This window comes from Sphingopyxis sp. NFH-91, from assembly GCF_021401285.1.
GTDB classification, from domain to species: Bacteria; Pseudomonadota; Alphaproteobacteria; order Sphingomonadales; family Sphingomonadaceae; genus Sphingopyxis; species Sphingopyxis terrae_A.
This window is the reverse complement of the sequence record NZ_JACBGA010000012.1, coordinates 32,392-56,323: the sequence shown is the minus strand read 5'-3', so window position 1 is coordinate 56,323 and position 23,932 is coordinate 32,392. Positions and strand designations below refer to the sequence as shown.

The following is a 23,932-nucleotide window of genomic DNA, read 5'->3' as shown; positions in this document are numbered from 1 at the left end:
GCAAGCTCAAACAGCAACGACGGATCGCCACCCGATACGACAAGACACTTCTCTCGTTCGAGAGCTTCCTCAACCTCGCCGCCTCGCGCCTATGGCTGAAGTCTTTTGTCAACACGACCTAATTGGCTACCTGTATGACGACCAAGCCCTAAGGAGTCCCTAAGTCCGCAATCGGTCGATGCTGTTGAAAAAGGCCCGAAGGGGGTTTTGGCGGGCAATATCGGAATCAAACAAGGGGCCTATGCGCATCGCTCGTTCGCGCAGTCGAGGCTTCGTGAATCCTTCTGACTGAAATTCTACAAGCGCATCGCCGCGGCCGACTTTTTCAACAGCATCGGTCCTTAACTGCCATCCATGCCGATCCGGCCAGACGACCCCAACCGACCGGAAAGCCGCCCACCCCAATCTCCGCTTGCCGACTCCCCGCAACGCGCCTATATGCACGCTCACTCCTAGACATGGCTAGCCAGATAGGACGTCGGGGCCGCGGGCCGCGGCGGCCGTAAACGCATGGCTTTTCCTGTCGCGATATTTGGGAATGTAGCTTGGTCGATTTCGACGTCCTCAATGCGATCATCGCGCCCGAAGCCGAGGCGATGGGCCTCGCGCTCGTGCGCGTCGCCTTTTTCGGCGGCGAGGAAGACCCTACGCTGCAGGTGATGGCCGAACGGCCCGATACGCGCCAGCTGACGATCGACGATTGCGCCGATCTGTCGCGCCGTATTTCGGACCGGCTCGACGCGCTGGAGGAAGCGGGCGAGGACCCGATCGAAGGCGCCTATCGCCTCGAAGTGTCGTCGCCCGGGATCGACCGCCCGTTGACGCGTCCCGCCGACTTTACCGACTGGGCGGGGCATGAGGCGAAAGTCGCGCTGAAGGAAAAGCGCGACGGGCGCCTGCGCTTCAACGGCGAACTCGCCGGCATCGACGCCGGCATCGTCACGATTTTCGACAAGGAAGGGGTCGAGCACAAGCTGCCGTTCGACGCGATCGACACGGCCAAGCTCGTCCTCACCGACAAACTGATTGCCGCAACCGTCCCGCTCTCGATCGAGGGTGCCGACGACATGGAAGAAGAAGGACAGGACTGATGGCCACTGCCATTTCCGCCAACAAGGCCGAACTGCTCGCGATCGCCAACAGCGTCGCCAGCGAGAAGATGATCGACAAGGGCATCGTCATCGAGGCCATCGAGGAAGCGATCCAGCGCGCGGCGCGCGCCCGCTACGGCGCCGAGAACGACATCCGCGCCAAGCTCGACGCGCAGACCGGCGACCTGCGCCTGTGGCGCGTCGTCGAGGTGGTCGAACAGGTCGACGATTATTTCAAGCAGGTCGACCTTGCCGCCGGCCAGAAGCTGCAGAAGGATGCGAAGGTCGGCGACTTCATCGTCGATCCGCTGCCCGCGGTTGACCTCGGCCGCATCGACGCCCAGTCGGCGAAGCAGGTGATTTTCCAGAAGGTCCGCGAAGCCGACCGCGAGCGCCAGTTCGAGGAATATAAGGACCGCGCGGGCGAGATCATCACCGGCGTCGTCAAGTCGGTCGAATTCGGCCACATCGTCGTCAACCTGGGCCGCGCCGAAGGCGTGATCCGCCGCGATCAGCAGATCCCGCGCGAACTGATGCGCGTCGGCGACCGCGTCCGCGCGCTGATCCTGTCGGTGCGCCGCGAAAATCGCGGACCGCAGATTTTCCTCAGCCGCGCGCACCCCGACTTCATGAAGAAGCTGTTCGCGCAGGAAGTCCCCGAAATCTACGACGGCATCATCGAGATCAAGGCCGCGGCGCGCGATCCGGGCAGCCGTGCCAAGATCGGCGTCATCAGCTATGACGGCTCGATCGACCCCGTCGGCGCATGCGTCGGCATGAAGGGCAGCCGCGTTCAGGCGGTCGTCCAGGAAATGCAGGGCGAAAAGATCGACATCATTCCCTGGTCGGAAGACACCGCGACCTTCGTCGTCAACGCGCTTCAGCCCGCGACGGTGCAGCGCGTCGTCATCGACGAAGATGACGGCCGTATCGAAGTCGTCGTTCCCGACGATCAGCTCAGCCTCGCCATCGGGCGCCGAGGCCAGAACGTCCGTCTCGCCAGCCAGCTGACCGGCAAGCAGATCGACATCATGACCGAGGCCGACGCGAGCGAAAAGCGTCAGCGCGAATTCGTCGAACGCTCGACGATGTTCCAGGAAGAACTCGACGTCGACGAAACGCTCGCGCAGCTGCTCGTCGCCGAAGGCTTCGGCGAACTCGAAGAAGTCGCTTATGTGCCGCTCGACGAACTGGCGAGCATCGAAGGCTTCGACGACGAACTGGCCGAAGAGCTGCAGAGCCGTGCGACCGAAGCGCTCGAACGCCGCGAAGAAGCCGCACGTCAGGAACGCCGCGGACTTGGCGTCGAGGATGATCTGGCCGAACTGCCGCACCTGACCGAAGCGATGCTCGTCACGCTCGGCAAGGCCGGGATCAAGACGCTCGACGATCTTGCCGATCTCGCAACCGACGAACTGATCGCGAAGAAGCGCAGCGAGAATCGCCGCGGCCCGGCGCGCGAGCGTTCGGAACGCGCCGAGGACAAGGGCGGCGTGCTTGGCGAATATGGCCTGTCGGAAGAACAGGGCAACGAGATCATCATGGCGGCGCGCGCGCACTGGTTCGACGACGAACCGGCTGCCGAAGCCGAAGCCCAGACCGGGGAGGCCGCCGATGCGGACCCCGCGCAATGATCAGCTAAGCCAAACCGACCGCGCGGGTAAGCGCGGACAGCACGCGCCCGAAAGGCGCTGTGTGGTAACCGGCGACGTGGCGCCGGCCGGACGGCTCGTGCGCCTCGCGCTCGGGCCCGACGGCATGATCGCGCCCGACGTGCTCGGCAAGGCGCCGGGGCGCGGCGCGTGGATCGGCGTCGACCGCGAAGCGCTCGAAGCGGCGCAGGCAAAGGGCAAGCTCAAGGGTGGGTTGGCGCGGGCGCTGCACGAAGGCGCCTTCACGATTCCCGACGATCTGGGCGCGCGGATCGAGGCGCAACTCGCGCGTGCGACGCTCGACCGGCTGGGGCTTGAGGCGCGCGGCGGAATGCTGATCCTCGGCAGCGAGCGGATCGAGGACGCGGCACGCCGCGGACAGGTCCGCCTGCTCCTGCATGCGCAGGATGCCGGCGAAGACGGGCGAAAGAAACTGGCACAGGCGTGGCGGGTCGGCGAGGATCACGAAGGGTCCGGCCGTGAGGGGACGGTCTTGCCGGTGGACCGATACACCCTATCTATGGCATTGGGGCGTGAAAATGCGGTGCATCTGGGCGTGACCGACGCCCGTGCCGCTGACCGGGTGCTGGCGCATTTGAGCCGCTGGCAGTTTTTCACCGGATGGTTTAGGGACGCGGCCAACCGCGTTTCCGATCAGGATTCCCGCACGGCGGGGAATGGGATGGCGTCCAGGGAGTCCGACACGGACTCTCCGGTTTCGGACGCGTATTGAAGGAATAAGACGTTTCGATGAGTGACGAACAGGACAAGCCGACTCTGACCCGCAAGCCCCTGGGGCTGAAGCGTACGGTAGAGGCCGGACAGGTGCAGCAGCAATTCAGCCACGGCCGCCGCAATACGGTGGTGGTCGAGGTGAAGCGCCGCCGCGTGCTTGGCCGTCCCGGCGAAGCGGCGCCCGCGCCTGAGGCTGAAGCGGTCGAGGCCGCGCCCGCACCCGCGCCGAAGCCGGCTGCACCCGCACCGGCGCCCAAGCCCGCCGCGCCCAAGGCCGACAGCCTGATGTCGCGTCAGGAGCGCCAGACGCAGTTGCTGCGCGAAGCCGAAGAGGCGCGTCTCGCCGCGCTTGAAGAAGCGCGCCGCCGCGAAGAGGCTGAACGTGCCCGTGCTCTGGAAGAAGAGCGCGCGCGTGCCGCCGAAGCGCGGGAGGAAAAATCCAAGGCTTCCGAGGAAGTGCCCGCTCCGGCTGCGGCCGAGCCCGCCGCCGAAGCGCCGGCCGCGCCCGCTGCCGAAGCCAAGCCGGCCGAAGCCGCGCCGCGCGCCGCCACGACGAGCAGCGCTGCGCCCGCGCCGCGTCGCTTCACGCCGGTCGAGGCGCCGAAGCGTCCCGAACCGAAGCGCGCCGAACAGAAAAAGGAACATCGCGGCGATCACCGGCGCCAGTCGGGCAAGTTGACCGTCACGCGTGCGCTCAACGAGGATGAAGGCGCGCGTGCGCGCAGCCTCGCCGCGCTGAAGCGCGCGCGCGAAAAGGAAAAGCGCTCGCATCTGACGCCGAGCGGGCCGCGCGAAAAGCAGGTTCGCGAAGTCGTCGTTCCCGACACGATCACCGTGCAGGAACTGGCGAACCGCATGGCCGAAAAGGGCGCCGATCTCGTCAAGGCGCTGTTCAAGATGGGCATGATGGTCACCGTCAACCAGACGATCGACCAGGATACCGCCGAACTGCTCGTCACCGAATTCGGGCACGAGATCAAACGCGTCAGCGAAGCCGATGTCGATATCCGCAACGATCAGGACGTCGATGCGCCCGAACAGATGAAGCCCCGCGCGCCGGTGGTCACCATCATGGGCCACGTCGATCACGGCAAGACCAGCCTGCTCGACGCGCTGCGCGGCACCAGCGTCCAGTCGGGCGAAGCCGGTGGCATCACCCAGCATATCGGCGCCTATCAGGTGAAGACCCCCGACGGGAGCCAAGTCACCTTCCTCGATACGCCGGGCCACGAAGCCTTCACCGAAATGCGCGCGCGCGGTGCCAATGTCACCGATATCGCGGTACTGGTGGTGGCGGCCGACGACGGGCTGAAGCCGCAGACGATCGAATCGATCAACCATGCGAAGGCAGCCGGGGTGCCGATCATCGTGGCGATCAACAAGGTCGACAAGGAAGGCGCGAACCCGCAGCGCGTGCGCGAGCGCCTGCTCGAGCACGAGATCGTCGTCGAGGAAATGGGCGGCGACGTCCAGAATGTCGAAGTTTCGGCGCTCAAGAAGACCGGGCTCGACAAGCTGCTCGACGCGATAGCGCTTCAGGCCGAGATCATGGAGCTCAAGGCCAACCCCGACCGTTCGGCCGAAGGGACGGTGGTCGAGGCGAAGCTCGACAAGGGCCGCGGCCCCGTTGCGACGATCCTCGTCCGCCGCGGGACCTTGAAGGTCGGCGACATCTTCGTCTGCGGCGCCGAAAGCGGCCGCGTCCGCGCGCTCGTCAACGATCAGGGCCAGCAGATCAAGGAAGCCGGTCCGTCGATGCCGGTCGAGGTTCTTGGCCTCGGCGGGGTCCCGATGGCGGGCGACACGCTGACCGTCGTCGAGAATGAGGCGCGCGCGCGCGAAGTCGCCGCCTATCGTCAGGAACAGGCGCTCAAGAAGCGGACGGCGCAGGCGCCGGTCAGCCTCGAAGGCATGTTCTCGGCGCTCGCCGACAAGGCCAATGTCATCGAATATCCAGTGGTCATCAAGGCCGACGTGCAGGGCAGCGTCGAAGCGATCGTCAACGCGCTCAACAAGCTGTCGACCGACGAAATCCGCGTCCGCGTGCTCCATTCGGGCGCCGGCGCGATCACCGAAAGCGACGTGACGCTGGCGGCGGCGACGAATGCGCCGATCATCGGCTTCAACGTCCGCCCCAACGCCAAGGCGCGCGAGATCGCGAACCGCGAAAAAGTGCGCTTCATGTATTATGACGTCATCTATCACCTGACCGAGGAAGTCGCGAAGGAGATGGCAGGCGAGCTGGGTCCGGAACGCGTCGAAACCGTCGTCGGCCGCGCCGAGGTCAAGGAAGTCTTCCCGGCCGGCAAACGCGACAAGGCCGCTGGCCTGCTGGTGCTCGAAGGCATCATCCGCAAGGGGCTCCACGCGCGTCTCACGCGCGAGGACGTCATCGTCTCGGCAACGACCATCGCGTCGCTCCGCCGTTTCAAGGACGATGTCGCCGAAGTGCGCGCGGGCCTGGAATGCGGCGTCGTGCTGGCGGATACCAACGACATCAAGCCGGGCGATCACCTCGAAGTCTTCGAGGTCGAGGAACGCGCGCGGACGTTGTGATCGAACCATCGCCGCACCCCTGCATGCGCGGGGGTGCGGCAGGATATTGAGCGATGCGGCATAACGAAAAACCCGAAGGCCCCTCGGTCCGCGTCCTGCGCGTGGGCGAACAGGTGCGCCATGTGCTGAGCGAGATACTTCAGCGCGGCGACGTGCATGACGATGTCCTCGCGACGCATCCGGTGAGCGTGACCGAAGTGCGCATGTCGCCCGACCTGCGCCATGCCACGATATTCGTGAAGCCGCTGCTCGGCCGCGACGAAGAGGCGGTGCTGAAGGCGCTGCGCACCAACACCGCCTATCTCCAGCGCGAAGTTGCGCACCGCATCCGCATGAAATATGCGGCGAAGCTCAAATTTCTCGCTGACGAAAGCTTCGACGAGGCGAGCCACATCGACCAATTGCTGCGCGACCCCAAGGTGGCGCGCGATCTGGGCGGCAGCGAGGGCGAAATTCAAGATTGAGCCCCGATGACGGGTTGGTGGGACCGGATAGGGGCTATTTTCCCTTCGGCGTCTTGATCCCTGCTGCGGCCTCCAGCTCGACCAGCGCTTCCTCCAGATAGTCGATCATCCGCTGCGCGTGCGGCACGCTGCGGCGGCAGGCGGTGATGCCGAAGTCGATGTTCCTGAAATTCGACACCTGCGTGATGTTCATCGCCATGCCGTCGACGGGGATGCTCGCGGGATACATGCCGTCGAGCCGCGCGCCGTTCCAGTACATCTGCTCGCGCGGGCCGGGGACGTTGGAGATGGTCGCCGAATAGGCGGGGAATCTGTCGGCGGTGCGCGTCAGCGCGGTGAGCATCTGCGGGAAATTGGTGATCGCGGTATAGAGCTGGATCTGCTGCGCGGTCATCGCGCGCAGCTGCGCCTTGGCGGCGTTCATCGACGACTGGATCGCCGCCATGCGTTCGGCGGGATCGTCGATATGGGTGGCGAGATTGGCCGTCACCGACGCCACCGAATTACCCGAATCGATATCGTCCTTGGGGCGGATCGAGACCGGCGCCATGGCTTTCAAAGGCTTGTCGGGCAGCTCGTTGAGCGATTGCAGATATTTGCGCATCGCGCCCGCGCACATGCCCAGCACCGCGTCGTTGATCGTCCCGTCATAGGCCTTGCCGACCGCGCGGACGCGTTCGAGCGACCAGCTTTGCGCAACGAAGCGGCGGGCGCCGGTGATGTTGCGGTTGAAGCTGGTGCGCGGCACGCCGGCAAAGGGGGTGACCAGCCCTTCGCCGCCGATCCCGAACATCGCCGCGACATATTGGTTGAGCGCCTTGGTCACGCCGACGCTGTTGCCCCATTGCTCCTTCAGAAACTCGCCGATCGCGGCGATGTCGGTCAGGCTGGGGCGCGGCGGCTTTTTGGGCGACGGGAATTTGCGCTTATAGGCTTCATAAGCCTCGACCGACAGCGGCGAGCAGGTCCGCCGTTCCTTGGGGTCGGGCGAGAACATCGAATTGTAGAAATGGATGCTCGCCGCGCCATCCATCAGCGCATGATGCACCTTCTTGAACGTCGCGATCTGCCGATTGGGCAGCCCTGAGATCAGCGTGATCTCCCATAAGGGGCGGGTGCGGTCGAGCAGGCTGGAATGGAGGCGCGAGGCGAGTTCGAACATTTCGCGGTAGCGCCCAGGCTTGGGCAGCGCGGCCGAGCGCACATGATAGTGCATGTCGATGTCGCGGTCGGGTTCGAGCCGGATCGGGCCGTACTGGCCGAGCGGGGTGAGTTTCAGCACCTCGCTGAACGGCCGCCGCAGCCCTTCCGACTGGCGCAACAGTGCGAGCTGTTCGTTCAGCCAGTCGGTTTCGTCGACATCGTCGGGCAGCGTGTAGAGGTTGATGCCGCCGATGTGCATCGGCATTTCGCGACTTTCCCCCCACAGGAACATCGCATCTGTCACCGGCATCAATCGCATTGCAGCTCTCCCCACTGTTAATGCTGCATCTTTTGTGCGCAGCATGACAGCGGGGGCGGGCGAGTCAAGCTGCGGTGTCGGCGGCTGCCGGCGCGCGGCGGGTGTCAGACGTGGGGCAGCACCATCCTGCGCGTGATGTCGGGGTCGCGGTCGCGGTGGACCGCGATGCCGGTAAGCAGACTTTCGGCGATCATCCGCGCCCGCGCGCCGACCAGCGCGACCGCCCCTTCGCTCGGCGCCACATCGCGCAGCGTGGCATAGAAGAGCCCGAGCCAATGCTGGAAATGGCTCTCGCCGATGGTCGGGATCGCAAGATGCCGGGCCATCGGATTGCCGGTGAAATTGCCGGCGCCGAGCAGGATCGACTGCCAGAAGCGGTTCATCTGCGCGATATGCCCGGGCCAGTCGTGGATGCGGTCGTCGAAGATCGGGCCAAGCAGGGCGTCGCGCCGGATCGCGGCGTAGAAGCGATCGACGAGCGTTGCGATAAAGGCTTCATCGACCCCCATCGCGATGGCGGCGGCGCGCCGGTCCTCGCGCGCAGCGATGGCATGGGGGTGGGCGGGGACGGTCTTCTTCATCGCCTCGACTCGATAAACGGCATTTCATTTGCCGCTTTATCGACCTTGCGCATAAAAGCAATATTTCATATACCTATTTTATGCGATTGAGCCTTCACAGCGACTATGCGCTGCGCATCCTGATGGCGCTGGCGGCGACTGGGCGCCAGATGTCGGTCGACGAGATCGCCGGCCAATATGGCGTGTCGCGCAACCATCTCGCCAAGGTGGCGCAGCGGCTGCAGGCGCTCGGCTATGTCGCGGCGCAGCGCGGACGCGGTGGCGGGCTGACGCTCGCCAGGGCGCCCGAGACGGTGATCGTCGGCGCGGTGGTGCGCGAGCTCGAAAGGCTGGACGGCTTTGTCGAGTGTATGAACCCCGCGACTTCAGCCTGCCCGGTGCGCGGCGGCTGCGGATTGCAGGGCGCGCTCGCCGGGGCACTGGCAGCCTTCGCCGCGCATCTCGACGGCTATACCCTCGTCGATCTGTTGCCGCAGCCGGCGCGTTTTCGCGCGCTGCTCGGCGCCGCCTGATTGGGCTTGCGCGGCGCCGCCGAGGCGGTATCGCTCAAGCCATGGCCAAGCTCTATTTCTATTATGCCAGCATGAACGCGGGCAAGTCGACGACGCTGCTGCAGGCGGATTTCAACTATCGCGAGCGCGGGATGGAAACGATGCTGTGGACCGCCGCGCTCGACGACCGTTACGGCGCCGGGCAGATCACCAGCCGCATCGGCCTGCTTGCCGAGGCGCATAAATTCGATCCCGAAAGCGATTTGTGGGCGGCGGTGAGCGACGAGCATCGTCAGCGCCCGCTGGCCTGCGTGCTCGTCGACGAGGCGCAGTTCCTTACGAAAGATCAGGTGTTCGCGCTGGCACGGCTCGCCGACGAGGCGGATATTCCGGTGCTCTGTTACGGGCTGCGCACCGATTTCGCGGCCGATCTCTTTCCCGGTTCGGCGGCGCTGCTCGGTATCGCCGACGCGCTGGTCGAACTCAAGGCGGTGTGCGAATGCGGGCGCAAGGCGACGATGAACCTGCGCGTCGATGCCGCCGGCCGTGCGGTGGTCGCGGGCGCGCAGACCGAGATTGGCGGCAACGACCGCTATGTCGCCATGTGCCGCCGCCATTTCATGGCCAAGCGCCGGGCTGCGGCAGAGGCTTTGCAAGAGGCGGGCGCCGATGCTTGACCAGCTTTATGTCGAACTGACCGACGGCGACCTCCAGCTCGTCAAGCTGGCCGAGCCGCACCGCGAGGCGCTGCGCGCCGCCTGCGCCGCCGATACCGATATCTGGCCGATCTATTCGTCGAGCTTCGATCCCGATCATTTCGACGCGAGCTTCGACGCGCTGATCGGGCATGAAAGCCGGATGCCCTATGCGATCGTCGACGGCGATCGGCTGGTCGGCATGACCGCTTATCTGCGTCCCGATGTATCGGCGCAGACGGTGGAGATCGGCAACAGCTATATCGAGCCCGCCGCGCGCGGGACTGGCCTCAATGGCCGCGTCAAACGATTGATGCTCGACCATGCCTATGCCGTCGGCATTCGCCGCATCGAATTTCGCATCGACGAGCGCAACAAGCGCAGCCAGGCGGCCGTCACCAAGCTCGGCTGCACCAAGGAAGGGGTGCTGCGCGCCGAGCGGATCACCTGGACCGGCTTTGTCCGCGACACCGGCCTGTGGTCGCTGCTCGCCGATGAATGGCGCACAGGAAGCTGAAGTTGGTGGGAGCGTGGCAAGCGGGTCAGCGCCGGTTCAGCATCGACCCGCTATGCCGTGTGCCGGGATGGGCCTCCATCTGGAAAGGTTCGTTATGAACAGATTATTCGCACTCTCCCTGGCCGCCGCCTTGCTTCCCCTTTCGGCAACTGCGGCGGCCGAAGGGGCACCGCAGGAATCGCGCGCGCTGGGCGTCGAAACCGGCATCAGCTTTCCCAGCAACGCGACGATCCGCACCTTTCAGGCCGATGGCGAGGATGGCGTGTGGATTCAGGACAGCCGCCGCGACTGGTATTATGCCACCTTCTTCGGTCCGTGCCGCGACATCGATTTTGCGCAGGCGATCGGCGTCGACACGCGCGGAACCTCGCGGCTCGACAAGTTCGCGTCGCTTCTGGTGCGCGGTGAACGCTGCGCGATTTCGTCTTTCGTGACATCGGCGCCGCCGCCGACCAAGGAAGAGCGCAAGGCAGCGCGCGAGGCGGAGAAAGCCGCCAAGGCCGCAGCGGACGCCGCCAAGTCGAATTGAGCCCGATCGAATCGATCCCGGTCGAATTGACAAGCATCGCCCGCGCGGCCTAGCCCGCGCGGCGATGAACGGATGGATCATAATGGACAAGCCCGTCGGGCTCGGCTCGACGCAGGCGGTTGCCGCAGTCAAGCGCGTGTGCCGCGAAGCCGGGCTGGGCAAGGTCAAGGTCGGCCATGGCGGGACGCTCGACCCGCTTGCCTCGGGCGTGCTGCCGATCGCGATCGGCGAGGCGACGAAGCTGTGCGGGCGCATGCTCGACGCGAGCAAGGTCTATGATTTCACGATCGAGTTCGGGACCGAGACCGCCGGGCTCGACGCGGAGGGCGACGTCGTTGCGACCAGCGACGTGCGGCCGCGGCTTTCGGAAATTGCTGCGGTTCTGCCGCGCTTTACCGGCGCGATCGAACAGGTGCCGCCCGCCTATTCGGCGATCAAGATCGACGGCGAGCGCGCCTATGACCGCGCGCGCGCCGGCGAAACGGTCGAGATGAAGGCGCGGGCGGTGATGATCCACTCTCTTCGTCATTCCGGACTTGCTGAGGCATATGTTGCCGAGGGCGCCGAATGGACCCCGGATCAAGTCCGGGGTGACGAAAGTGGAGAGGCGGAGCGGCTCGATTCCATCACGCTCACGGCGCATGTTTCGAAGGGCACCTATATCCGCAGCCTCGCGCGCGACATTGCGCGGGCGGTCGGGACGGTCGGGCATGTCACCATGTTGCGCCGGACGAAGGCAGGGCCGTTCGCGCTCGATCAGGCGATTTCGCTGGACAAATTGAACGCTTTCGGCCAAGGGGCCGCCCAATCAGAGATATTTCTGCCGCTGGAGGCAGGGCTGGTCGACATCCCGGCTCTGGACCTTTCCCCGGAAGCGGCAGGGGCGATCCGTCAGGGTCGTGTCTGGACCGGGGGAAGCACGCAGGACGGGCTCTATTGGGGACGCGACGCCGACGATCGGCCCGTGGCATTGATAGAGGCTTTGGCGGGAACGCTGAAGGTCGTGCGGGGCTTCAATCTGTAACAGGATGTTCGAAGGAAGAAACACATGTCGATTACCGCCGAACGCAAGGCCGAACTCATCAAGGAACATGCCCGCGAAAAGGGTGATACGGGTTCGCCCGAAGTGCAGGTCGCGATCCTGACCGACCGCATCAACACGCTGACCGGCCATTTCAAGTCGCACGCCAAGGACAATCACAGCCGCCGCGGGCTGCTGATGATGGTCAACAAGCGCCGCAGCCTCCTCGACTATCTCAAGAAGAAGGACGAGGGACGCTACACCGACCTGATCGCGAAGCTGGGTCTTCGCAAGTAAGACCATGAGGGCGGCTCCGGGTTCGGGGCCGCTTTCATTTTTGCCGTTCGCAAGAGCGGCGTGGAGAGGAGCCGCCGCAATCCGGCGCCGGCTTCCGAAAACCAGGGGCAGACAGACGCCCCGACCCGCCCGGGCCGGATTGCCCGGAACAGAGGCCCCGCCCGGCATAGGGCCCGGCGGGCGAAGGAAATTCCATGTTTGACGTGAAAAAAGTATCGATCGAGTGGGGCGGTGAAACGCTGACTCTCGAAACGGGCAAGGTTGCCCGTCAGGCCGACGGCGCCGTGATGGCGACACTGGGCGAAACGGTCGTTCTGTGCGCCGTGACCGCTGCCAAGTCGGTGAAGGAAGGGCAGGACTTCTTCCCCCTGACCGTCCATTATCAGGAAAAATATTCGGCCGCGGGGCGCATCCCCGGCGGCTTCTTCAAGCGCGAACGCGGTGCGACCGAAAAGGAAACGCTGGTCAGCCGTCTGATCGACCGTCCGATCCGCCCGCTGTTCCCCGAAGGCTTCTACAACGAGATCAATGCCATCGCTCAGGTGCTGAGCTATGACGGCCACAATGAACCCGACATCCTCGCGATGGTCGCGGCCTCGGCCGCGCTCACCATTTCGGGCGTCCCCTTCATGGGTCCGATCGGCGCTGCGCGCGTCGGCTATCTCGACGGCGAATATATCCTCAATCCGACCGACGAACAGGTTGCCGAAGGAGACCTCGACCTCGTCGTCGCCGCGACGCACGACGCGGTGATGATGGTCGAATCCGAAGCGAACGAGCTGTCGGAAGAGATCATGCTCGGCGCCGTGATGTTCGCGCACGATGCGTGCCGTGAAGTCGTCAAGGCGATCATCAAGCTTGCCGAACAGGCTGCCAAGGAACCTTGGGAAATCGCATCGTCGGACGACAATGCCGCGATCAAGGACAAGCTTAAGAAGCTGATCGGCAAGGACATCGCCGCCGCCTACAAGCTGACCGACAAGTCGGCCCGTTCGAACGCGCTCAACGAAGCGCGCGCGAAGGCGAAGGAACAGTTTGCAGCCGACGGCCTCAGCCCGCAGGAAGTCATGGCCGGCATCAAGCTGACCAAGAAGCTGGAAGCCGAAATCGTCCGCACCGCCATCCTGAAGGACGGCAAGCGCATCGACGGCCGCACGACGACGCAGATTCGTCCGATCGTCGCCGAAACGCACTTCCTGCCGCGCGCGCACGGTTCGGCGCTGTTCACCCGCGGTGAAACCCAGACGATCGCGACCTGCACGCTGGGTACCAAGGAAGCCGAACAGATGATCGACGGCCTCAATGGCCTGTCGTATCAGAACTTCATGCTGCACTATAACTTCCCGCCCTATTCGGTCGGCGAAGTCGGCCGCTTCGGCGCGCCGGGCCGCCGCGAAGTCGGCCACGGCAAGCTGGCGTGGCGTGCGCTGCATCCCGTGCTGCCGAAGAAGGAAGATTTCCCCTACACCATCCGTCTGACCAGCGACATCACCGAATCCAACGGTTCGTCGTCGATGGCGTCGGTGTGCGGCGGCAGCCTTGCGATGATGGATGCCGGCGTGCCGATCGCGCGCCCGGTGTCGGGCATCGCGATGGGCCTGATCCTCGAAGGCCAGGATTTTGCGATCCTGTCGGATATTCTGGGTGACGAAGATCACCTCGGCGACATGGACTTCAAGGTGGCGGGCACGTCCGAAGGCATCACCACGATGCAGATGGACATCAAGATTGCCGGCATCACCAAGGAAATCTTCGAAAAGGCGCTGGCGCAGGCCAAGGAAGGCCGTGCGCACATCCTCGGCGAAATGAACAAGGCGCTCGGCGAAGCCCGTAGCGAATTGTCGGCGCATGCGCCGCGTATCGAAACGATCACGATCGACAAGTCGAAGATCCGTGACGTCATCGGCACCGGCGGCAAGGTCATCCGTGAAATCGTCGCGACGACCGGCGCCAAGGTGGACATCGACGACGAAGGCACGATCAAGATCGCCTCGTCGGATACCGCGCAGATCGAAGCCGCCAAGGCGTGGATCCTCGGCATCGTCGAAGAAGCCGAAGTCGGCAAGATCTATAACGGCAAGGTCGTGAACCTCGTCGATTTCGGTGCCTTCGTGAACTTCATGGGCGGCAAGGACGGCCTCGTCCACGTGTCGGAAATCAAGAACGAACGCGTCGAAAAGGTCGCCGACGTTCTGTCCGAAGGCCAGGAAGTCAAGGTCAAGGTCCTCGAGATCGATCCGCGCGGCAAGGTCCGCCTGTCGATGCGCGTCGTCGATCAGGAAACCGGCGAGGAACTGGAAGACACGCGTCCGGCGCGCGAACCCCGCGAACCGCGCGGTGATCGTGGTCCGCGCCGTGACGGCGGCGATCGCGGCGACCGTGGCCGTGGCGGCCGCGATCGCGGCCCCCGCCGCGACGGCGGCGACCGCGGCCCGCGCCGCGAGCGCAGCGAAGACGGTCCGGAAGACCAGGGCCATGTGCCCGACTTCCTGAAGGACTGATCCTTCGACTCTCGAACCAATCGAAGGGGCCGCGAAAGCGGCCCCTTTTCTTTTGGGCGCTGCCGGCCTCCGGGTGGGGAGAGAGGCTTCGGCCTGCCCGCCGCAACATTTGGACCGGGCCCGAAACGGGGCGGTGCTTGGGGGGCGGCGGCTATGCGCCCGGAGCCCGGACGCTATTCCTCGGTCCGGATCAGGATCATCTCGCCGATCAGCGCAAACAGGATGAACGGCCCCCATGCGGCGAGGAAGGGGGAATAGGCGCCGAGGTCGCCCATCGCGAGCGCGAAATTGTCGGCGACGAAATAGGCGAAGCCCAGCGCCATGCCGATGATCGCGCGCACGAACAGCTTGCCCGATCGCGCCAGGCCGAATGCCGCGACGGCGCCGAGCAGCGGCATCAGGACCGCCGACAGCGGTCCCGAAATCTTGTGCCACAACACGCCTTTCAGCGCATCGACGGGTCGCCCCGCTGCCTCGAGATCGCCGATTGCCGCCTTGAGCTCGGTGAAGGGCAGTTGATCGCCGTCGACCTGCGCCAGGGTGAACTGGTCGGGACGCACGCCCGGCGCGGCGACGATGGTGCCGAGCGGCTGGACGATACCGGCGCGGCGCAGGAAGCGCTTGGCGTTGGTGAGTTCCCACCCACCCGCGACCGGCCGCGCGCTGTCGCCCGAAAGTATCGAGGACAATACGCCCCCCGACCGTTCATAGATGCGCACGCCGTGCAGCGTGATCGCTGTTCCGGTACCGCTGACGGTCGCGGCGTTGATCAGATTATTGCCGTCGCGAACCCATATGTTCGACCGAATCCCGGTGTCTTTCGGAATCTGCGCATATTCGACCTTCTGCCAGGCGGCGAGCGCCGCGGTCGCGCGCGTCACGATCCTTTCGTTGAAGCCGAAGCTGATCGCGGCAACGAACAGCGCGGCAAGGAACAGCGGCGCCAGCACCTGATGCGCCGACATGCCCGACGCCTTCATCGCGATGACCTCGCTGTTCTGGTTGAGCATGATCAGCGTCAAGATCGTCCCGAGCAGGACGGAGAAGGGCAGAAAGGTCTCGATAATCTGCGGCAGGCGCAGCCCGACATAGCGCCACACGTCGCTGTCGCTGTTGCCTGCGACCGACAGGATCTTGCCGCTCTCGCCGAGAAGGTCGAGCGTCTGGAGTACGAGCACGAGCGCGAACAGGATCGCGAAGCTGCGCACCAGAAACAGCCGCCCGACATAGAGCGCCATGGTTCGCGACGGAAAGAAATGGAGCTGGTTCATCGTCAGATATGCTGCTGCTTGCGCTGGAACAGGCGGATGAAGGCGCGGACTTTCTGCCCGGCCTTGGCCGCGACGCGCTCGAGCGCGCCGATTGGTTGGCCGCCGGGGACATGCGCCACCGTATAATACATCCACACCGCAAGCGCGCCGAACAGAAGCAGCGGAATCCACAGCGCCAGCAGCGGATCGACCGCACCGCGCGCGCCCAGCGCTTCGGCATATTCGTTGATCTTGTGCTGGGTGACGAGCAGCACGATCGACAGGAAGACGCCCAGCGAACTTGTCGATCGCTTGGGCGGAATCGCCAGCGCGATCGCCATCAGCGGGATGAAGAACATCGACACCACTTCGACGATCCGGAAGTGGAAATTCGCGCGCGATTCGAGCCGCGTCGCCAGCGGTTCGGCCTGGTCGTGACCGACGACGAGCAATTCGGGAATCGTCAGTTCGCGATCGGCGCCGCCGCGGGTGCGGAACGCCTCGATCTTGGGTAGCGGGATCGGCAGGTCGTGACTGTCGAAGGTCAAGACCCGCGGCACCGCGAATTTCGGCGATTCATGGATCAGCACGCCGCGCGTCAGGCGCAGGATGATCGTGTCGGGATCGTCGGTGGCAAGAAACTGTCCCTCGGCGGCGGTTGCCGAAACGCTTTGCCCGTCCTTGTTCTCGCCGCGCACGAAGATGCCGCGCAGATTGCGCCCCTCGTTATAGCTCTGCTCGATGCGCAGCGTCATCCGGCTGCCCAATTTGGTGAATTCGCCGACCTTGATCGACGCGCCGAGCGCGCCCGACCGCAATTCGAAGCGCAGCCCTTCATAGGCGTAGCGCGCATAGGGCTGGATAAAGCCGACGATCGCGAGGTTGAGCAGCGCCAGCGCGAAGGCAAAGGCATAGGGCATGCGCATCAGCCGTCCGAAGCTCATCCCTACCCCGCGCAGCACGTCGAGCTCGCTCGATGTCGCGAGCCGGCGGAAGGCGAGCAGGATGCCGAGCATCAGCCCGATCGGGATGCCAAGCGACAGATATTCTGGGATAAGATTGGCGAGCATCCGCCACACGACGCTCACCGGCCCGCCTTCGGTCGCGACGAAATCGAACAGGCGCAGCATCTTTTCCAGCACCAGCAGCATGGCCGAAAGGACCAGCGTACCGAGCATGGGAAAGAAGATGAGCCGCGCGATGTAACGGTCGATGGCGGGCAGTCTATTCAATCTTTCGTCGCCCCATCACCATGATTTGGCCGCAAATGGTTCCGATATCCGGATTCAAGGGCAACAGGGACCCATGTCGGCTCGGTGCTGGCGTGGCTATAACCACTGGGAGCTAATGCGTCATGTCGAAATTTATCTCGGCGTCGCTCTGCGTGGCTCTGCTCGCCGTATCCGTGGCAGCAAACGCAGAGGGACAGGTTATCACCAACGACCTGTCGAAATGCCGGAGCGGTCCGTCCACCCTCGTCCACATCAACGGCGTGAAGGCCGGGACGGGCAAGATTCGTGTGCAAAGCTATCGTGCCACAGCGTCCGAATGGCTCGCCAAGGGGCGCTGGATCACCCGTGTCGAAGTGCCGGCACAGGCCGGGTCGATGACCGTTTGCGTGCCGCTGCCCGAAGCGGGCCACTATGGCATTGCGGTGCGCCACGACGTCAACGGCAACGGCAAGACCGATCTGACCTCGGACGGCGGCGGCATGTCGAACAACCCGAGCATCAACATCTTCAATCTCGGCAAGCCGAGCTACAAGAAGACGGGGTTCGATGTTGGCAACGCGCCGAAGACGATCTCGATCAACATGAAATATATGTAGGGGCTCGATGGCAAGCGTCGCCCTTCTTTCCAATCCGCGCTCAACGGGGAATCGTGCCCTGTTGCCGCGGGTTCGGGAATATTGCGCGGCGCACCCCGACATTTTTCATTACGAGGTCGAGGATGTCGACCAGATCGGTGAAGCGATTCGTACGATCGCGATGGTCAGCCCGCGCATCGTCGCGATCAACGGCGGTGACGGCACCGTTCAGGCCGCGCTGACCGAACTTTATTCGGGGGGGCATTTCGGCGGTTCGCCGCCGCCCGTCGCGGTGCTGCCGAACGGCAAGACCAACCTGATCGCGCTCGATCTGGGCGCCGAAGGCGATCCGATCAAGGCGCTCGAGCGCGTCGTCGAACTCGTGTCGAATGGCCGGCTCGAGGATCATGTCATTGAACGGCAGCTCATCGCGCTCGACAGCGGCGGCAATCGCCCCGTGCTCGGCATGTTCCTGGGTGGTGCCTATCTGGCCGACGTGATGCTCTATTGCCGCAATCGCATCTATCCGCTCGGCCTGCCCAACGGCCTGTCGCATGTGCTCGCCGCGATTCTTGGGCTTTTCGCGATCATCTTCGGCATTGGCGGCGGGCGCCTGCCGCCGAAGCCCGAGCCGCTGACCGTGTCGCTGATCCGACAGGGCCAGCTCAAGGGCAAATTCTCGCTGCTCATCGTCACGACACTGGAAAAGCTGCTGCTGAGTATCCGCACCAGCGATACGCACGGCGGCGACGGGCGGATGAAATTGCTCGCGGTCGACCGCAGCGTCGGCGCGCTGTTCCGCATGCTCGGGGCCACTTGGCGAGGGACCCTCGGCCAGCATCAGCTCGCCGGGGTCCATTTCGAACAGGGTGATGAGATCCGTATCGAGGGCGAACGCTCGAACGTGATCCTCGACGGCGAGATTTTCGAGGCAAAGCACGGCCGGCCGATCATCCTGACCTCGACCCAGCCGGTACCCTTCCTGCGCCTCGCCGCCTGAGCGCTCGCATGTCGGCGCATACCGATCTCGTCCGCGAAGAGCTTTCGACACCGGTCGATCCGCGCGTCGCTGCGATGGCGGCGGCGATCGCGGCCCGCTACCCGGGCAGCGCCCGCGCGGTACTCTTTTACGGCAGCTGCCTGCGCGAAAGCGAACTCGACGGGCTGATGCTCGATTTCTATCTGATCGTTTCGGACTATGGCGATGCCTATCCGAAGCGCTGGCTCGCGGCCGCCAACCGGCTTATCCCGCCAAACGTCTTTCCGTTCGAGCATGAGGGGCTGATCGCCAAATATGCGGTGCTCAGCGAAAGCGATTTTCACCGCCTGAACGGCCCTGAAACGCGCAACGTATCGGTCTGGGCGCGATTTGCTCAGCCGTCGCGGCTCGTCTGGGCCACCGCCGATACCGCGCGGGACCGCGCGGTATCGGCGGTGGCACGCGCCGCGCCGACATTGCTCGCGGCGGCGGGATCGGTCGATGGCGAGGCGCCGCTCGATTGGTGGCGGCGCGCCTTTTCGTTGACCTATTCGGTCGAATTGCGCGCCGAACGCACCGGCCGGGCGCAGTCGGTCGTCGATGCCGACGCCGCGCGCTACGACCGCTTCAGCCTGCCGGCGATGGCGGCAATCCCGGCCGGTGCTACCGGTGGCGGCTGGGCGCGGCGGCGGATCGAGGGCAAGCTGCTCAGCATCGTGCGGCTCGCCAAGGCCAGCCTGACCTATGCCGGCGGGATCGATTATCTCGCCTGGAAGATCAACCGCCATGCGGGCACCAAGATAGAGATCAAGCCGTGGCAGCGCCGCTGGCCGCTCGTCGCCGCGCTGACGCTGGTGCCGCGCCTCGTGAAGAGCGGCGCAATCCGCTAGGAAGCGATGCGCTCCGGTGCGGGCGCATCGCCGCAGCGGCGGATCGCCTGTTCGAGCGCGTTCAGCGTAAAGGGCTTGCGCAGCACGTCATGGTCGCCAAAGCTTTCGAACTCACTGGCATCGCCGGCGTAGCCGGTGACGAACAGCACCGACAGATCGGGCCAGCGTTCCTTCAGTTCTGCGACCATTTCGGGGCCGGTCAGGCCGGGCATCAGCACGTCGCTGAGAATCAGGTCGAACCCGCCATGCGCTTCGACCAGCCCGGCGGCGGCGCGCGGATCGTCGCAGGCGATCGCTTGATGACCAAGCTCGGTTACGGCGTCGACGGTGGCGGCCAGGACGCGCTCGTCATCCTCGACCACCAGAATGCGCATCGCGTCCGTCGGCGGTTCGCTCACCGCTGCATCGGAACCGCCCGCGGGCGCCGCCGCTTCGGCATGCGGTTTTGCGACGGGCAGCAGCATCGCAACGCGCGTGCCTTCGCCCTCGACCGAATGAATCTGCACCTCGCCGCCCGACTGGCGACAAAAGGCAAAGACCTGACTCATCCCCAGGCCCGTGCCCTGACCCGCGGGTTTCGTGGTGTAGAAGGGGTCGAACACGCGCTTGAGTACCTCGGGCGACATGCCGCAGCCGGTATCGATCACCTCCACCGCCAGCGCGGCGGTGTCGTCCTTTTCATCGCGCAGCGTCCGGATCGTCAGCGACCCGTGCCCGTCCATCGCGTCGCGCGCGTTTACGGCAAGGTTGAGCAGCGCATTTTCGAATTGCTGCTTGTCAACCCAGCAGGCGAGCCCTTCGGTCTGAAGGTCGAGCGTCAGCGCGATACGGTCGCCGATCGTGCGCCCGATCAATTCCGAAAAGCCCGCGATGCAGGCGTCGATCGGCGTCATTTCGGGGCGCGCGGGTTCGGACCGTGCGAAGGCCAGCAGGCGGCGGGTCAGGTCGGCGGCGCGATTGGCCCCGTCCATTGCATTGCCGATGTGGCGCTGTGCCTTTTCGGGCGCTTCGCCGATCCACCGCTGCGCAAGTTCCAGCCCGCCTACGACGACAGCGAGCATATTGTTGAAATCATGCGCGATGCCGCCGGTCAACTGGCCGACCGCTTCCATCTTCTGCGCCTGGCGAAGCTGCTCCTCGGCGGCGGCGCGTTCGGCCATTTCGCTTCGCAGCGCGCTGTTCGCTTCGGCAAGCTCGGCCGTTCGCTCGTTCACCGCCGCCTCCAGCAGCATCGCGCGGTCGCTTTCGGCCAATTGTTCGCGCCGTGCCGCGCGGCGTTCGCTCTGGGCCCGAACGAGTGAGACGGTCGCTGCAATCGCGATCACGGCGGCGGCGGCGGCGAGCACGGTGAACAGCAGGATCGCCTGGTTCAGGCTGGCGCGGTCGGCGGCTGCAAGCTGGTTGCGGTTGGCAAGGATCGCGCGTTCGTTGCCGATCAATTCGGTCAGCAGCCGGTCGATGCGCAGCAGCGCGGCATCGTGTCCGGCGGCGTTATATTTCGAGATCGCGGCAATGGTCTGGTTGTAATTGGCGCTGAGCGCCGCATCGCCGAGCTGTGTCCCGCGCCGGTCGAGTTCGGCGGTCAGTGTCTTGACCAGCGCCGCCTGCTCCGGATTGTCGCGGACGTTGCGGCGGAGCAGCGCGAGATATTGCTGCGACAGCCCCCACTGCTGCTGAAAAACGCGACCGTCCTCCTTTTTCAGGCCGACAGCGAAGCGGCCGAGTGCCGCCTCGGCGCGCGCCAGCGCGGCATCGAGGCTGCGCGTCTGTGAAATCACTTCCAGGCTGTGCGCCTGCCAGCTCAGCGAGCGGTCATAATTGTCGTTGGCACGGCTCATCAACATGATGAGCGCGCCGACGACGCCCGTCAGCACCGCGCCCAGCCCGACGGTCAGCCAGAAGCGCAGCCGTTCGCGACGGCTCTCATTGTCGTGATCCAAATCCCGCTCGAACACGCTGATCTTCTATCCAACAAGCGTTCCGGGGCAAAGCGGTGAAGACCGCACGGCGCGGTGTTCCGCTCGGTTCGCCCCGAAAATGAATCCGCTGGTCGGCGGCGCGGCTCGGTTCAGCCGATAATTCCCACGCGCTTGCCCGCGCGCTCGAAGCGGCCGAGGATCTCGCTCACCTGCTCGCTCGAATGTTCAGCACATAGCGAGCAGCGCAGCAGCGTCATGCCCGCGGGGGTCGCGGGCGGGCGGGCGAGATTGACGTAGAGGCCTTCTTCGAGCAGCGCTTCCCACATCATCGCGCCCTTTTCGAGGTCGGGCATGATGACCGCGATGATCGCCGACTGCGGCTCTTCGGTACCCAGCGTGAAGCCGAGATCGCGCAGCCCCTTGTGCAGCGTCTTCGAATTTTCCCACAGATGCGCGCGCTTGTTCGAGCCGTGCATCAGCTTGCGGATGCTCGTCGCCGCGGTCGCGACGACGCTCGGCGGCAGCGAGGCGGTGAAGACGTAAGGGCGGCAGACGAGGCGCAAGATCTCGAACTTCGGATGGTTCGACACGCAGAAGCCACCGACGGTGCCGACGCTCTTCGAAAAGGTGCCGATGATGAAGTCGACATCGTCGATCACGCCCTGCGCCTCGGCGACGCCGCGGCCATGTTCGCCAATGAAGCCCATCGAATGCGCCTCGTCGACCAGCACCATCGCGCCATTTTCCTTGGAGACGCGGATCATCTCCTTCAGCGGCGCCACGTCGCCGAGCATCGAATAGACGCCTTCGAGCACGACGAGCTTGCCGGCCTCGGCGGGCAGGCGCTTCAGCCGCTTTTCGAGCGCTTCGACATCGTTGTGGCGAAAAGCGACGATTTCGGCGTCGCCCATCTTGCATCCGTCATAGATCGACGCGTGGCTGTCGATGTCGAGGATGACATAGTCGCCCTTGCCGGCGATCGTCGAAATGATGCCGAGGTTCGCCTGGTATCCGGTCGAAAACACCATGGCATGATCCATGGCGTAAAATTCCTTCAGTGCGTCCTCGCACGCCTTGTGCCCCTGATAGGTGCCGTTGAGGACGCGGCTGCCGGTGGTGCCGCTGCCGAACTTCTCGAGCGCGTCCTTGCCCGCGGCGATGACATCCTCGTCGAAGGTCATGCCCATATAATTATAGGTGCCGAGCAGGATCGTCTCGCGCCCGTTGCAGATTGCGACGGTGGGCGAGAGCACTTTCTCCATCACCAGGCTGAACGGATCGGTCACGCCGGTCGCGAGCAGCGCCGCGCGCTGTTCGATGAGCGGATCGAATTTGGAGAAAAGGTCGGTCATATTCGTTTCTTCCGTGTGCCCCGGCGAAAGCCGGGGTCCAGATAGGTCGCGCGAGGTCGCGTTGACCCCGGCTTTCGCCGGGGAGCACAAGATTTTCAGCCCTGCAGCTTTTCGACCGCGGCGACGAGCTCGCCGACGGTTTCGATCTCGGCCTGCATGTTCATGCTGATGATGATGTCGAACGTATCCTCGACCTCGGCGACGAAATCCATCACCGTCAGGCTGTCCCATTCAAGGTCGCCGGCAAAGGTCGTCGCGTCGGTCAGGGCGACGCCCTTCTTGTTGAAAGGTTCGATCAGGCCGTGGATCTGGTCGGCGAGGGGGGTGCTCATGCGGGTGCGTCCCATAATGAAAAAACTGCGGGCGGGCATGCCGCGCCCCGTCCCGCTTGGCAAGCGATTGCGGCGGCAATCGGGCAGCATCTTGCCGTTCGCGGTCCTTCGTGCCATCCGGGCGAAGGTCGCCGCAAGCTGAAGGGGCAGGGAGGGGGCTGGATGGACAGCGCAAAATCGGACGCGGCGCCGGAGCGGCCCGCCATATCCTTTCCGCCCAACGCGGTGCATCTCGTGCGCACCAATCAGCAGATCACGATGCAATTGTCGCAGATGGCCGATCAAAAGGCGTCGATCCTGATGGGCGCGACCTTCGTGGTCTTCACCCTCGCGGTCGGACAGGCGCGCGCCGGGGCGGGGGCCTTCGCGCTGCCGCTCGCGCTGCTGGCGACCTTCTCCTTCCTCTCGGCGCTGCTCGCCATATCGGCGGTACTCCCGCGCGTCGGCAAGGCGCCGCCCGCAGTCTTTCGCGATGGTAAGGATCATAGCAATATCCTATTTTTCGGCCGGTTCGAGCAGATGGAGGAGGATGAGTTCATCGACGCGGTCAAGGCACGGATGCGGACCGAGGAGGATCTTTATGAAACGATCCTGCGCGACACCTATCAGAACGGCCTCGTCCTCGCGCGGCGCAAATATCGCTACCTCGCCTATGCCTATCGCCTGTTCGTCGTCGGCCTGACGCTGACCTTCCTCGCCTTCGCCTATGAGATGGCGGTAATGTGGGCGGGGTAAAGGCCGAAATGAGAGAGCGGCTGTTGCCTTTTTATCACCCCCCGCATCCGAAACCGCGCGCGGCGCTCGCGCGCTA

23 protein-coding genes and 1 pseudogene are annotated in these 23,932 nt (G+C 64.7%); 17 read left to right on the top strand and 7 right to left on the bottom strand.

Features of this window, described 5'->3' with window-relative positions:
• The 6 genes and pseudogenes from L0963_RS18205 to rbfA all read left to right on the top strand — a co-directional run.
• A pseudogene (locus L0963_RS18205) lies at window positions 1-122 on the top strand (IS5 family transposase); the annotation flags it as partial.
• 423 nt (window positions 123-545) lie between these two features.
• Window positions 546-1,091 (top strand): ribosome maturation protein RimP, encoded by a 546-nt coding sequence (rimP, locus tag L0963_RS18200; RefSeq protein ID WP_062900993.1) that lies wholly within the window; start codon window positions 546-548, stop codon window positions 1,089-1,091.
• Entirely contained in the window at window positions 1,091-2,725 is a 1,635-nt protein-coding gene (gene nusA / locus L0963_RS18195) for a transcription termination factor NusA (protein ID WP_003042722.1), read from the top strand. The genes rimP and nusA overlap by 1 nt, the downstream gene beginning before the upstream one ends.
• Entirely contained in the window at window positions 2,706-3,476 is a 771-nt protein-coding gene (locus tag L0963_RS18190) for a DUF448 domain-containing protein (protein WP_234181054.1), read from the top strand. The genes nusA and L0963_RS18190 overlap by 20 nt, the downstream gene beginning before the upstream one ends.
• A gap of 17 nt (window positions 3,477-3,493) precedes the next feature.
• Window positions 3,494-6,034 carry a translation initiation factor IF-2 gene (gene infB / locus L0963_RS18185; RefSeq protein ID WP_234181052.1) on the top strand — a complete coding sequence of 847 codons (2,541 nt, stop codon included), beginning with the start codon at window positions 3,494-3,496 and terminating at the stop codon, window positions 6,032-6,034.
• A gap of 53 nt (window positions 6,035-6,087) precedes the next feature.
• Entirely contained in the window at window positions 6,088-6,498 is a 411-nt protein-coding gene (gene rbfA, locus L0963_RS18180; protein WP_234181050.1) for a 30S ribosome-binding factor RbfA, read from the top strand.
• Window positions 6,499-6,532: 34 nt separating this feature from the next.
• Here rbfA and L0963_RS18175 read toward each other — a convergent pair whose 3' ends face one another.
• Both L0963_RS18175 and L0963_RS18170 read right to left on the bottom strand, forming a co-directional pair.
• Window positions 6,533-7,960, bottom strand: a complete 1,428-nt coding sequence (locus tag L0963_RS18175; RefSeq protein WP_217373150.1) for a WS/DGAT/MGAT family O-acyltransferase — start codon at window positions 7,958-7,960, stop codon at window positions 6,533-6,535.
• A 104-nt stretch (window positions 7,961-8,064) separates the two neighbouring features.
• On the bottom strand, window positions 8,065-8,541 hold the full coding sequence (locus L0963_RS18170) for a group III truncated hemoglobin (RefSeq protein ID WP_234181048.1): 477 nt from the start codon (window positions 8,539-8,541) through the stop codon (window positions 8,065-8,067).
• 80 nt (window positions 8,542-8,621) lie between these two features.
• On the opposite strand from L0963_RS18170, the gene L0963_RS18165 reads away from it, so the two are divergent.
• From L0963_RS18165 to pnp, 7 genes are all read left to right on the top strand, one after another.
• The gene (locus tag L0963_RS18165; protein WP_234181046.1) at window positions 8,622-9,053 is read left to right on the top strand and encodes an RrF2 family transcriptional regulator; all 432 of its coding nucleotides are present in this window, start codon (window positions 8,622-8,624) and stop codon (window positions 9,051-9,053) included.
• Between the two features lie 41 nt (window positions 9,054-9,094).
• Window positions 9,095-9,709 carry a thymidine kinase gene (locus tag L0963_RS18160; protein ID WP_062900986.1) on the top strand — a complete coding sequence of 205 codons (615 nt, stop codon included), beginning with the start codon at window positions 9,095-9,097 and terminating at the stop codon, window positions 9,707-9,709.
• Entirely contained in the window at window positions 9,702-10,244 is a 543-nt protein-coding gene (locus L0963_RS18155) for a GNAT family N-acetyltransferase (RefSeq protein WP_234181044.1), read from the top strand. Before L0963_RS18160 ends, L0963_RS18155 begins: the two co-directional genes overlap by 8 nt.
• Before the next feature lie 94 nt (window positions 10,245-10,338).
• Window positions 10,339-10,773 (top strand): DUF6491 family protein, encoded by a 435-nt coding sequence (locus L0963_RS18150; RefSeq protein WP_062903008.1) that lies wholly within the window; start codon window positions 10,339-10,341, stop codon window positions 10,771-10,773.
• 64 nt (window positions 10,774-10,837) lie between these two features.
• The gene (gene truB / locus L0963_RS18145) at window positions 10,838-11,797 is read left to right on the top strand and encodes a tRNA pseudouridine(55) synthase TruB (RefSeq protein ID WP_217373151.1); all 960 of its coding nucleotides are present in this window, start codon (window positions 10,838-10,840) and stop codon (window positions 11,795-11,797) included.
• Window positions 11,798-11,821: 24 nt separating this feature from the next.
• Window positions 11,822-12,091: a 30S ribosomal protein S15 gene (rpsO, locus tag L0963_RS18140; RefSeq protein ID WP_003042688.1), complete on the top strand. Its 270-nt coding sequence runs from the start codon at window positions 11,822-11,824 to the stop codon at window positions 12,089-12,091.
• A gap of 194 nt (window positions 12,092-12,285) precedes the next feature.
• The gene (gene pnp, locus L0963_RS18135; protein WP_062900983.1) at window positions 12,286-14,592 is read left to right on the top strand and encodes a polyribonucleotide nucleotidyltransferase; all 2,307 of its coding nucleotides are present in this window, start codon (window positions 12,286-12,288) and stop codon (window positions 14,590-14,592) included.
• Between the two features lie 173 nt (window positions 14,593-14,765).
• Here pnp and lptG read toward each other — a convergent pair whose 3' ends face one another.
• Together lptG and lptF are read right to left on the bottom strand one after the other, a co-directional pair.
• Entirely contained in the window at window positions 14,766-15,863 is a 1,098-nt protein-coding gene (lptG, locus tag L0963_RS18130) for an LPS export ABC transporter permease LptG (RefSeq protein WP_234181039.1), read from the bottom strand.
• Between the two features lie 2 nt (window positions 15,864-15,865).
• Window positions 15,866-17,074, bottom strand: a complete 1,209-nt coding sequence (gene lptF / locus L0963_RS18125; RefSeq protein ID WP_082819824.1) for an LPS export ABC transporter permease LptF — start codon at window positions 17,072-17,074, stop codon at window positions 15,866-15,868.
• Between the two features lie 122 nt (window positions 17,075-17,196).
• On the opposite strand from lptF, the gene L0963_RS18120 reads away from it, so the two are divergent.
• The 3 genes from L0963_RS18120 to L0963_RS18110 are packed head-to-tail and all read left to right on the top strand — an operon-like array spanning window position 17,197 to window position 19,518.
• Window positions 17,197-17,670, top strand: coding sequence for a DUF2141 domain-containing protein (locus tag L0963_RS18120; RefSeq protein WP_062900982.1), 474 nt, complete (start codon window positions 17,197-17,199; stop codon window positions 17,668-17,670).
• A gap of 7 nt (window positions 17,671-17,677) precedes the next feature.
• Window positions 17,678-18,649: a diacylglycerol/lipid kinase family protein gene (locus L0963_RS18115; protein WP_003042677.1), complete on the top strand. Its 972-nt coding sequence runs from the start codon at window positions 17,678-17,680 to the stop codon at window positions 18,647-18,649.
• 8 nt (window positions 18,650-18,657) lie between these two features.
• Window positions 18,658-19,518, top strand: coding sequence for a hypothetical protein (locus tag L0963_RS18110; RefSeq protein ID WP_234181036.1), 861 nt, complete (start codon window positions 18,658-18,660; stop codon window positions 19,516-19,518).
• On the opposite strand, the gene L0963_RS18105 is transcribed toward L0963_RS18110, so the two are convergent.
• From L0963_RS18105 to L0963_RS18095, 3 genes are all read right to left on the bottom strand, one after another.
• On the bottom strand, window positions 19,515-21,458 hold the full coding sequence (locus L0963_RS18105; protein ID WP_234181034.1) for an ATP-binding protein: 1,944 nt from the start codon (window positions 21,456-21,458) through the stop codon (window positions 19,515-19,517). The two genes, L0963_RS18110 and L0963_RS18105, sit on opposite strands and share 4 nt — an antisense overlap.
• A 128-nt stretch (window positions 21,459-21,586) precedes the next feature.
• Entirely contained in the window at window positions 21,587-22,789 is a 1,203-nt protein-coding gene (spt, locus tag L0963_RS18100) for a serine palmitoyltransferase (protein WP_062900979.1), read from the bottom strand.
• 95 nt (window positions 22,790-22,884) lie between these two features.
• A complete protein-coding gene (locus L0963_RS18095) occupies window positions 22,885-23,121 on the bottom strand; it encodes an acyl carrier protein (protein ID WP_186401122.1) in 237 nt (78 codons plus the stop codon).
• A gap of 162 nt (window positions 23,122-23,283) precedes the next feature.
• On the opposite strand from L0963_RS18095, the gene L0963_RS18090 reads away from it, so the two are divergent.
• Window positions 23,284-23,856 (top strand): Pycsar system effector family protein, encoded by a 573-nt coding sequence (locus L0963_RS18090; protein WP_186401121.1) that lies wholly within the window; start codon window positions 23,284-23,286, stop codon window positions 23,854-23,856.
• Window positions 23,857-23,932 lie beyond the last annotated feature (76 nt).

What these genes read in the sequence shown, in the direction of transcription:
- nusA (WP_003042722.1), top strand. Translation starts at nt 1,091, where the DNA reads ATGGCCACTGCCATTTCCGCCAACAAGGCCGAACTGCTCGCGATCGCC.
- L0963_RS18190 (WP_234181054.1), top strand. Translation starts at nt 2,706, where the DNA reads ATGCGGACCCCGCGCAATGATCAGCTAAGCCAAACCGACCGCGCGGGT.
- infB (WP_234181052.1), top strand. Translation starts at nt 3,494, where the DNA reads ATGAGTGACGAACAGGACAAGCCGACTCTGACCCGCAAGCCCCTGGGG.
- rbfA (WP_234181050.1), top strand. Translation starts at nt 6,088, where the DNA reads ATGCGGCATAACGAAAAACCCGAAGGCCCCTCGGTCCGCGTCCTGCGC.
- L0963_RS18175 (WP_217373150.1), bottom strand. Translation starts at nt 7,960, where the DNA reads ATGCGATTGATGCCGGTGACAGATGCGATGTTCCTGTGGGGGGAAAGT.
- L0963_RS18170 (WP_234181048.1), bottom strand. Translation starts at nt 8,541, where the DNA reads ATGAAGAAGACCGTCCCCGCCCACCCCCATGCCATCGCTGCGCGCGAG.
- L0963_RS18165 (WP_234181046.1), top strand. Translation starts at nt 8,622, where the DNA reads ATGCGATTGAGCCTTCACAGCGACTATGCGCTGCGCATCCTGATGGCG.
- L0963_RS18160 (WP_062900986.1), top strand. Translation starts at nt 9,095, where the DNA reads ATGGCCAAGCTCTATTTCTATTATGCCAGCATGAACGCGGGCAAGTCG.
- L0963_RS18155 (WP_234181044.1), top strand. Translation starts at nt 9,702, where the DNA reads ATGCTTGACCAGCTTTATGTCGAACTGACCGACGGCGACCTCCAGCTC.
- L0963_RS18150 (WP_062903008.1), top strand. Translation starts at nt 10,339, where the DNA reads ATGAACAGATTATTCGCACTCTCCCTGGCCGCCGCCTTGCTTCCCCTT.
- truB (WP_217373151.1), top strand. Translation starts at nt 10,838, where the DNA reads ATGAACGGATGGATCATAATGGACAAGCCCGTCGGGCTCGGCTCGACG.
- rpsO (WP_003042688.1), top strand. Translation starts at nt 11,822, where the DNA reads ATGTCGATTACCGCCGAACGCAAGGCCGAACTCATCAAGGAACATGCC.
- pnp (WP_062900983.1), top strand. Translation starts at nt 12,286, where the DNA reads ATGTTTGACGTGAAAAAAGTATCGATCGAGTGGGGCGGTGAAACGCTG.
- lptG (WP_234181039.1), bottom strand. Translation starts at nt 15,863, where the DNA reads ATGAACCAGCTCCATTTCTTTCCGTCGCGAACCATGGCGCTCTATGTC.
- L0963_RS18120 (WP_062900982.1), top strand. Translation starts at nt 17,197, where the DNA reads ATGTCGAAATTTATCTCGGCGTCGCTCTGCGTGGCTCTGCTCGCCGTA.
- L0963_RS18115 (WP_003042677.1), top strand. Translation starts at nt 17,678, where the DNA reads ATGGCAAGCGTCGCCCTTCTTTCCAATCCGCGCTCAACGGGGAATCGT.
- L0963_RS18110 (WP_234181036.1), top strand. Translation starts at nt 18,658, where the DNA reads ATGTCGGCGCATACCGATCTCGTCCGCGAAGAGCTTTCGACACCGGTC.
- spt (WP_062900979.1), bottom strand. Translation starts at nt 22,789, where the DNA reads ATGACCGACCTTTTCTCCAAATTCGATCCGCTCATCGAACAGCGCGCG.
- L0963_RS18095 (WP_186401122.1), bottom strand. Translation starts at nt 23,121, where the DNA reads ATGAGCACCCCCCTCGCCGACCAGATCCACGGCCTGATCGAACCTTTC.
- L0963_RS18090 (WP_186401121.1), top strand. Translation starts at nt 23,284, where the DNA reads ATGGACAGCGCAAAATCGGACGCGGCGCCGGAGCGGCCCGCCATATCC.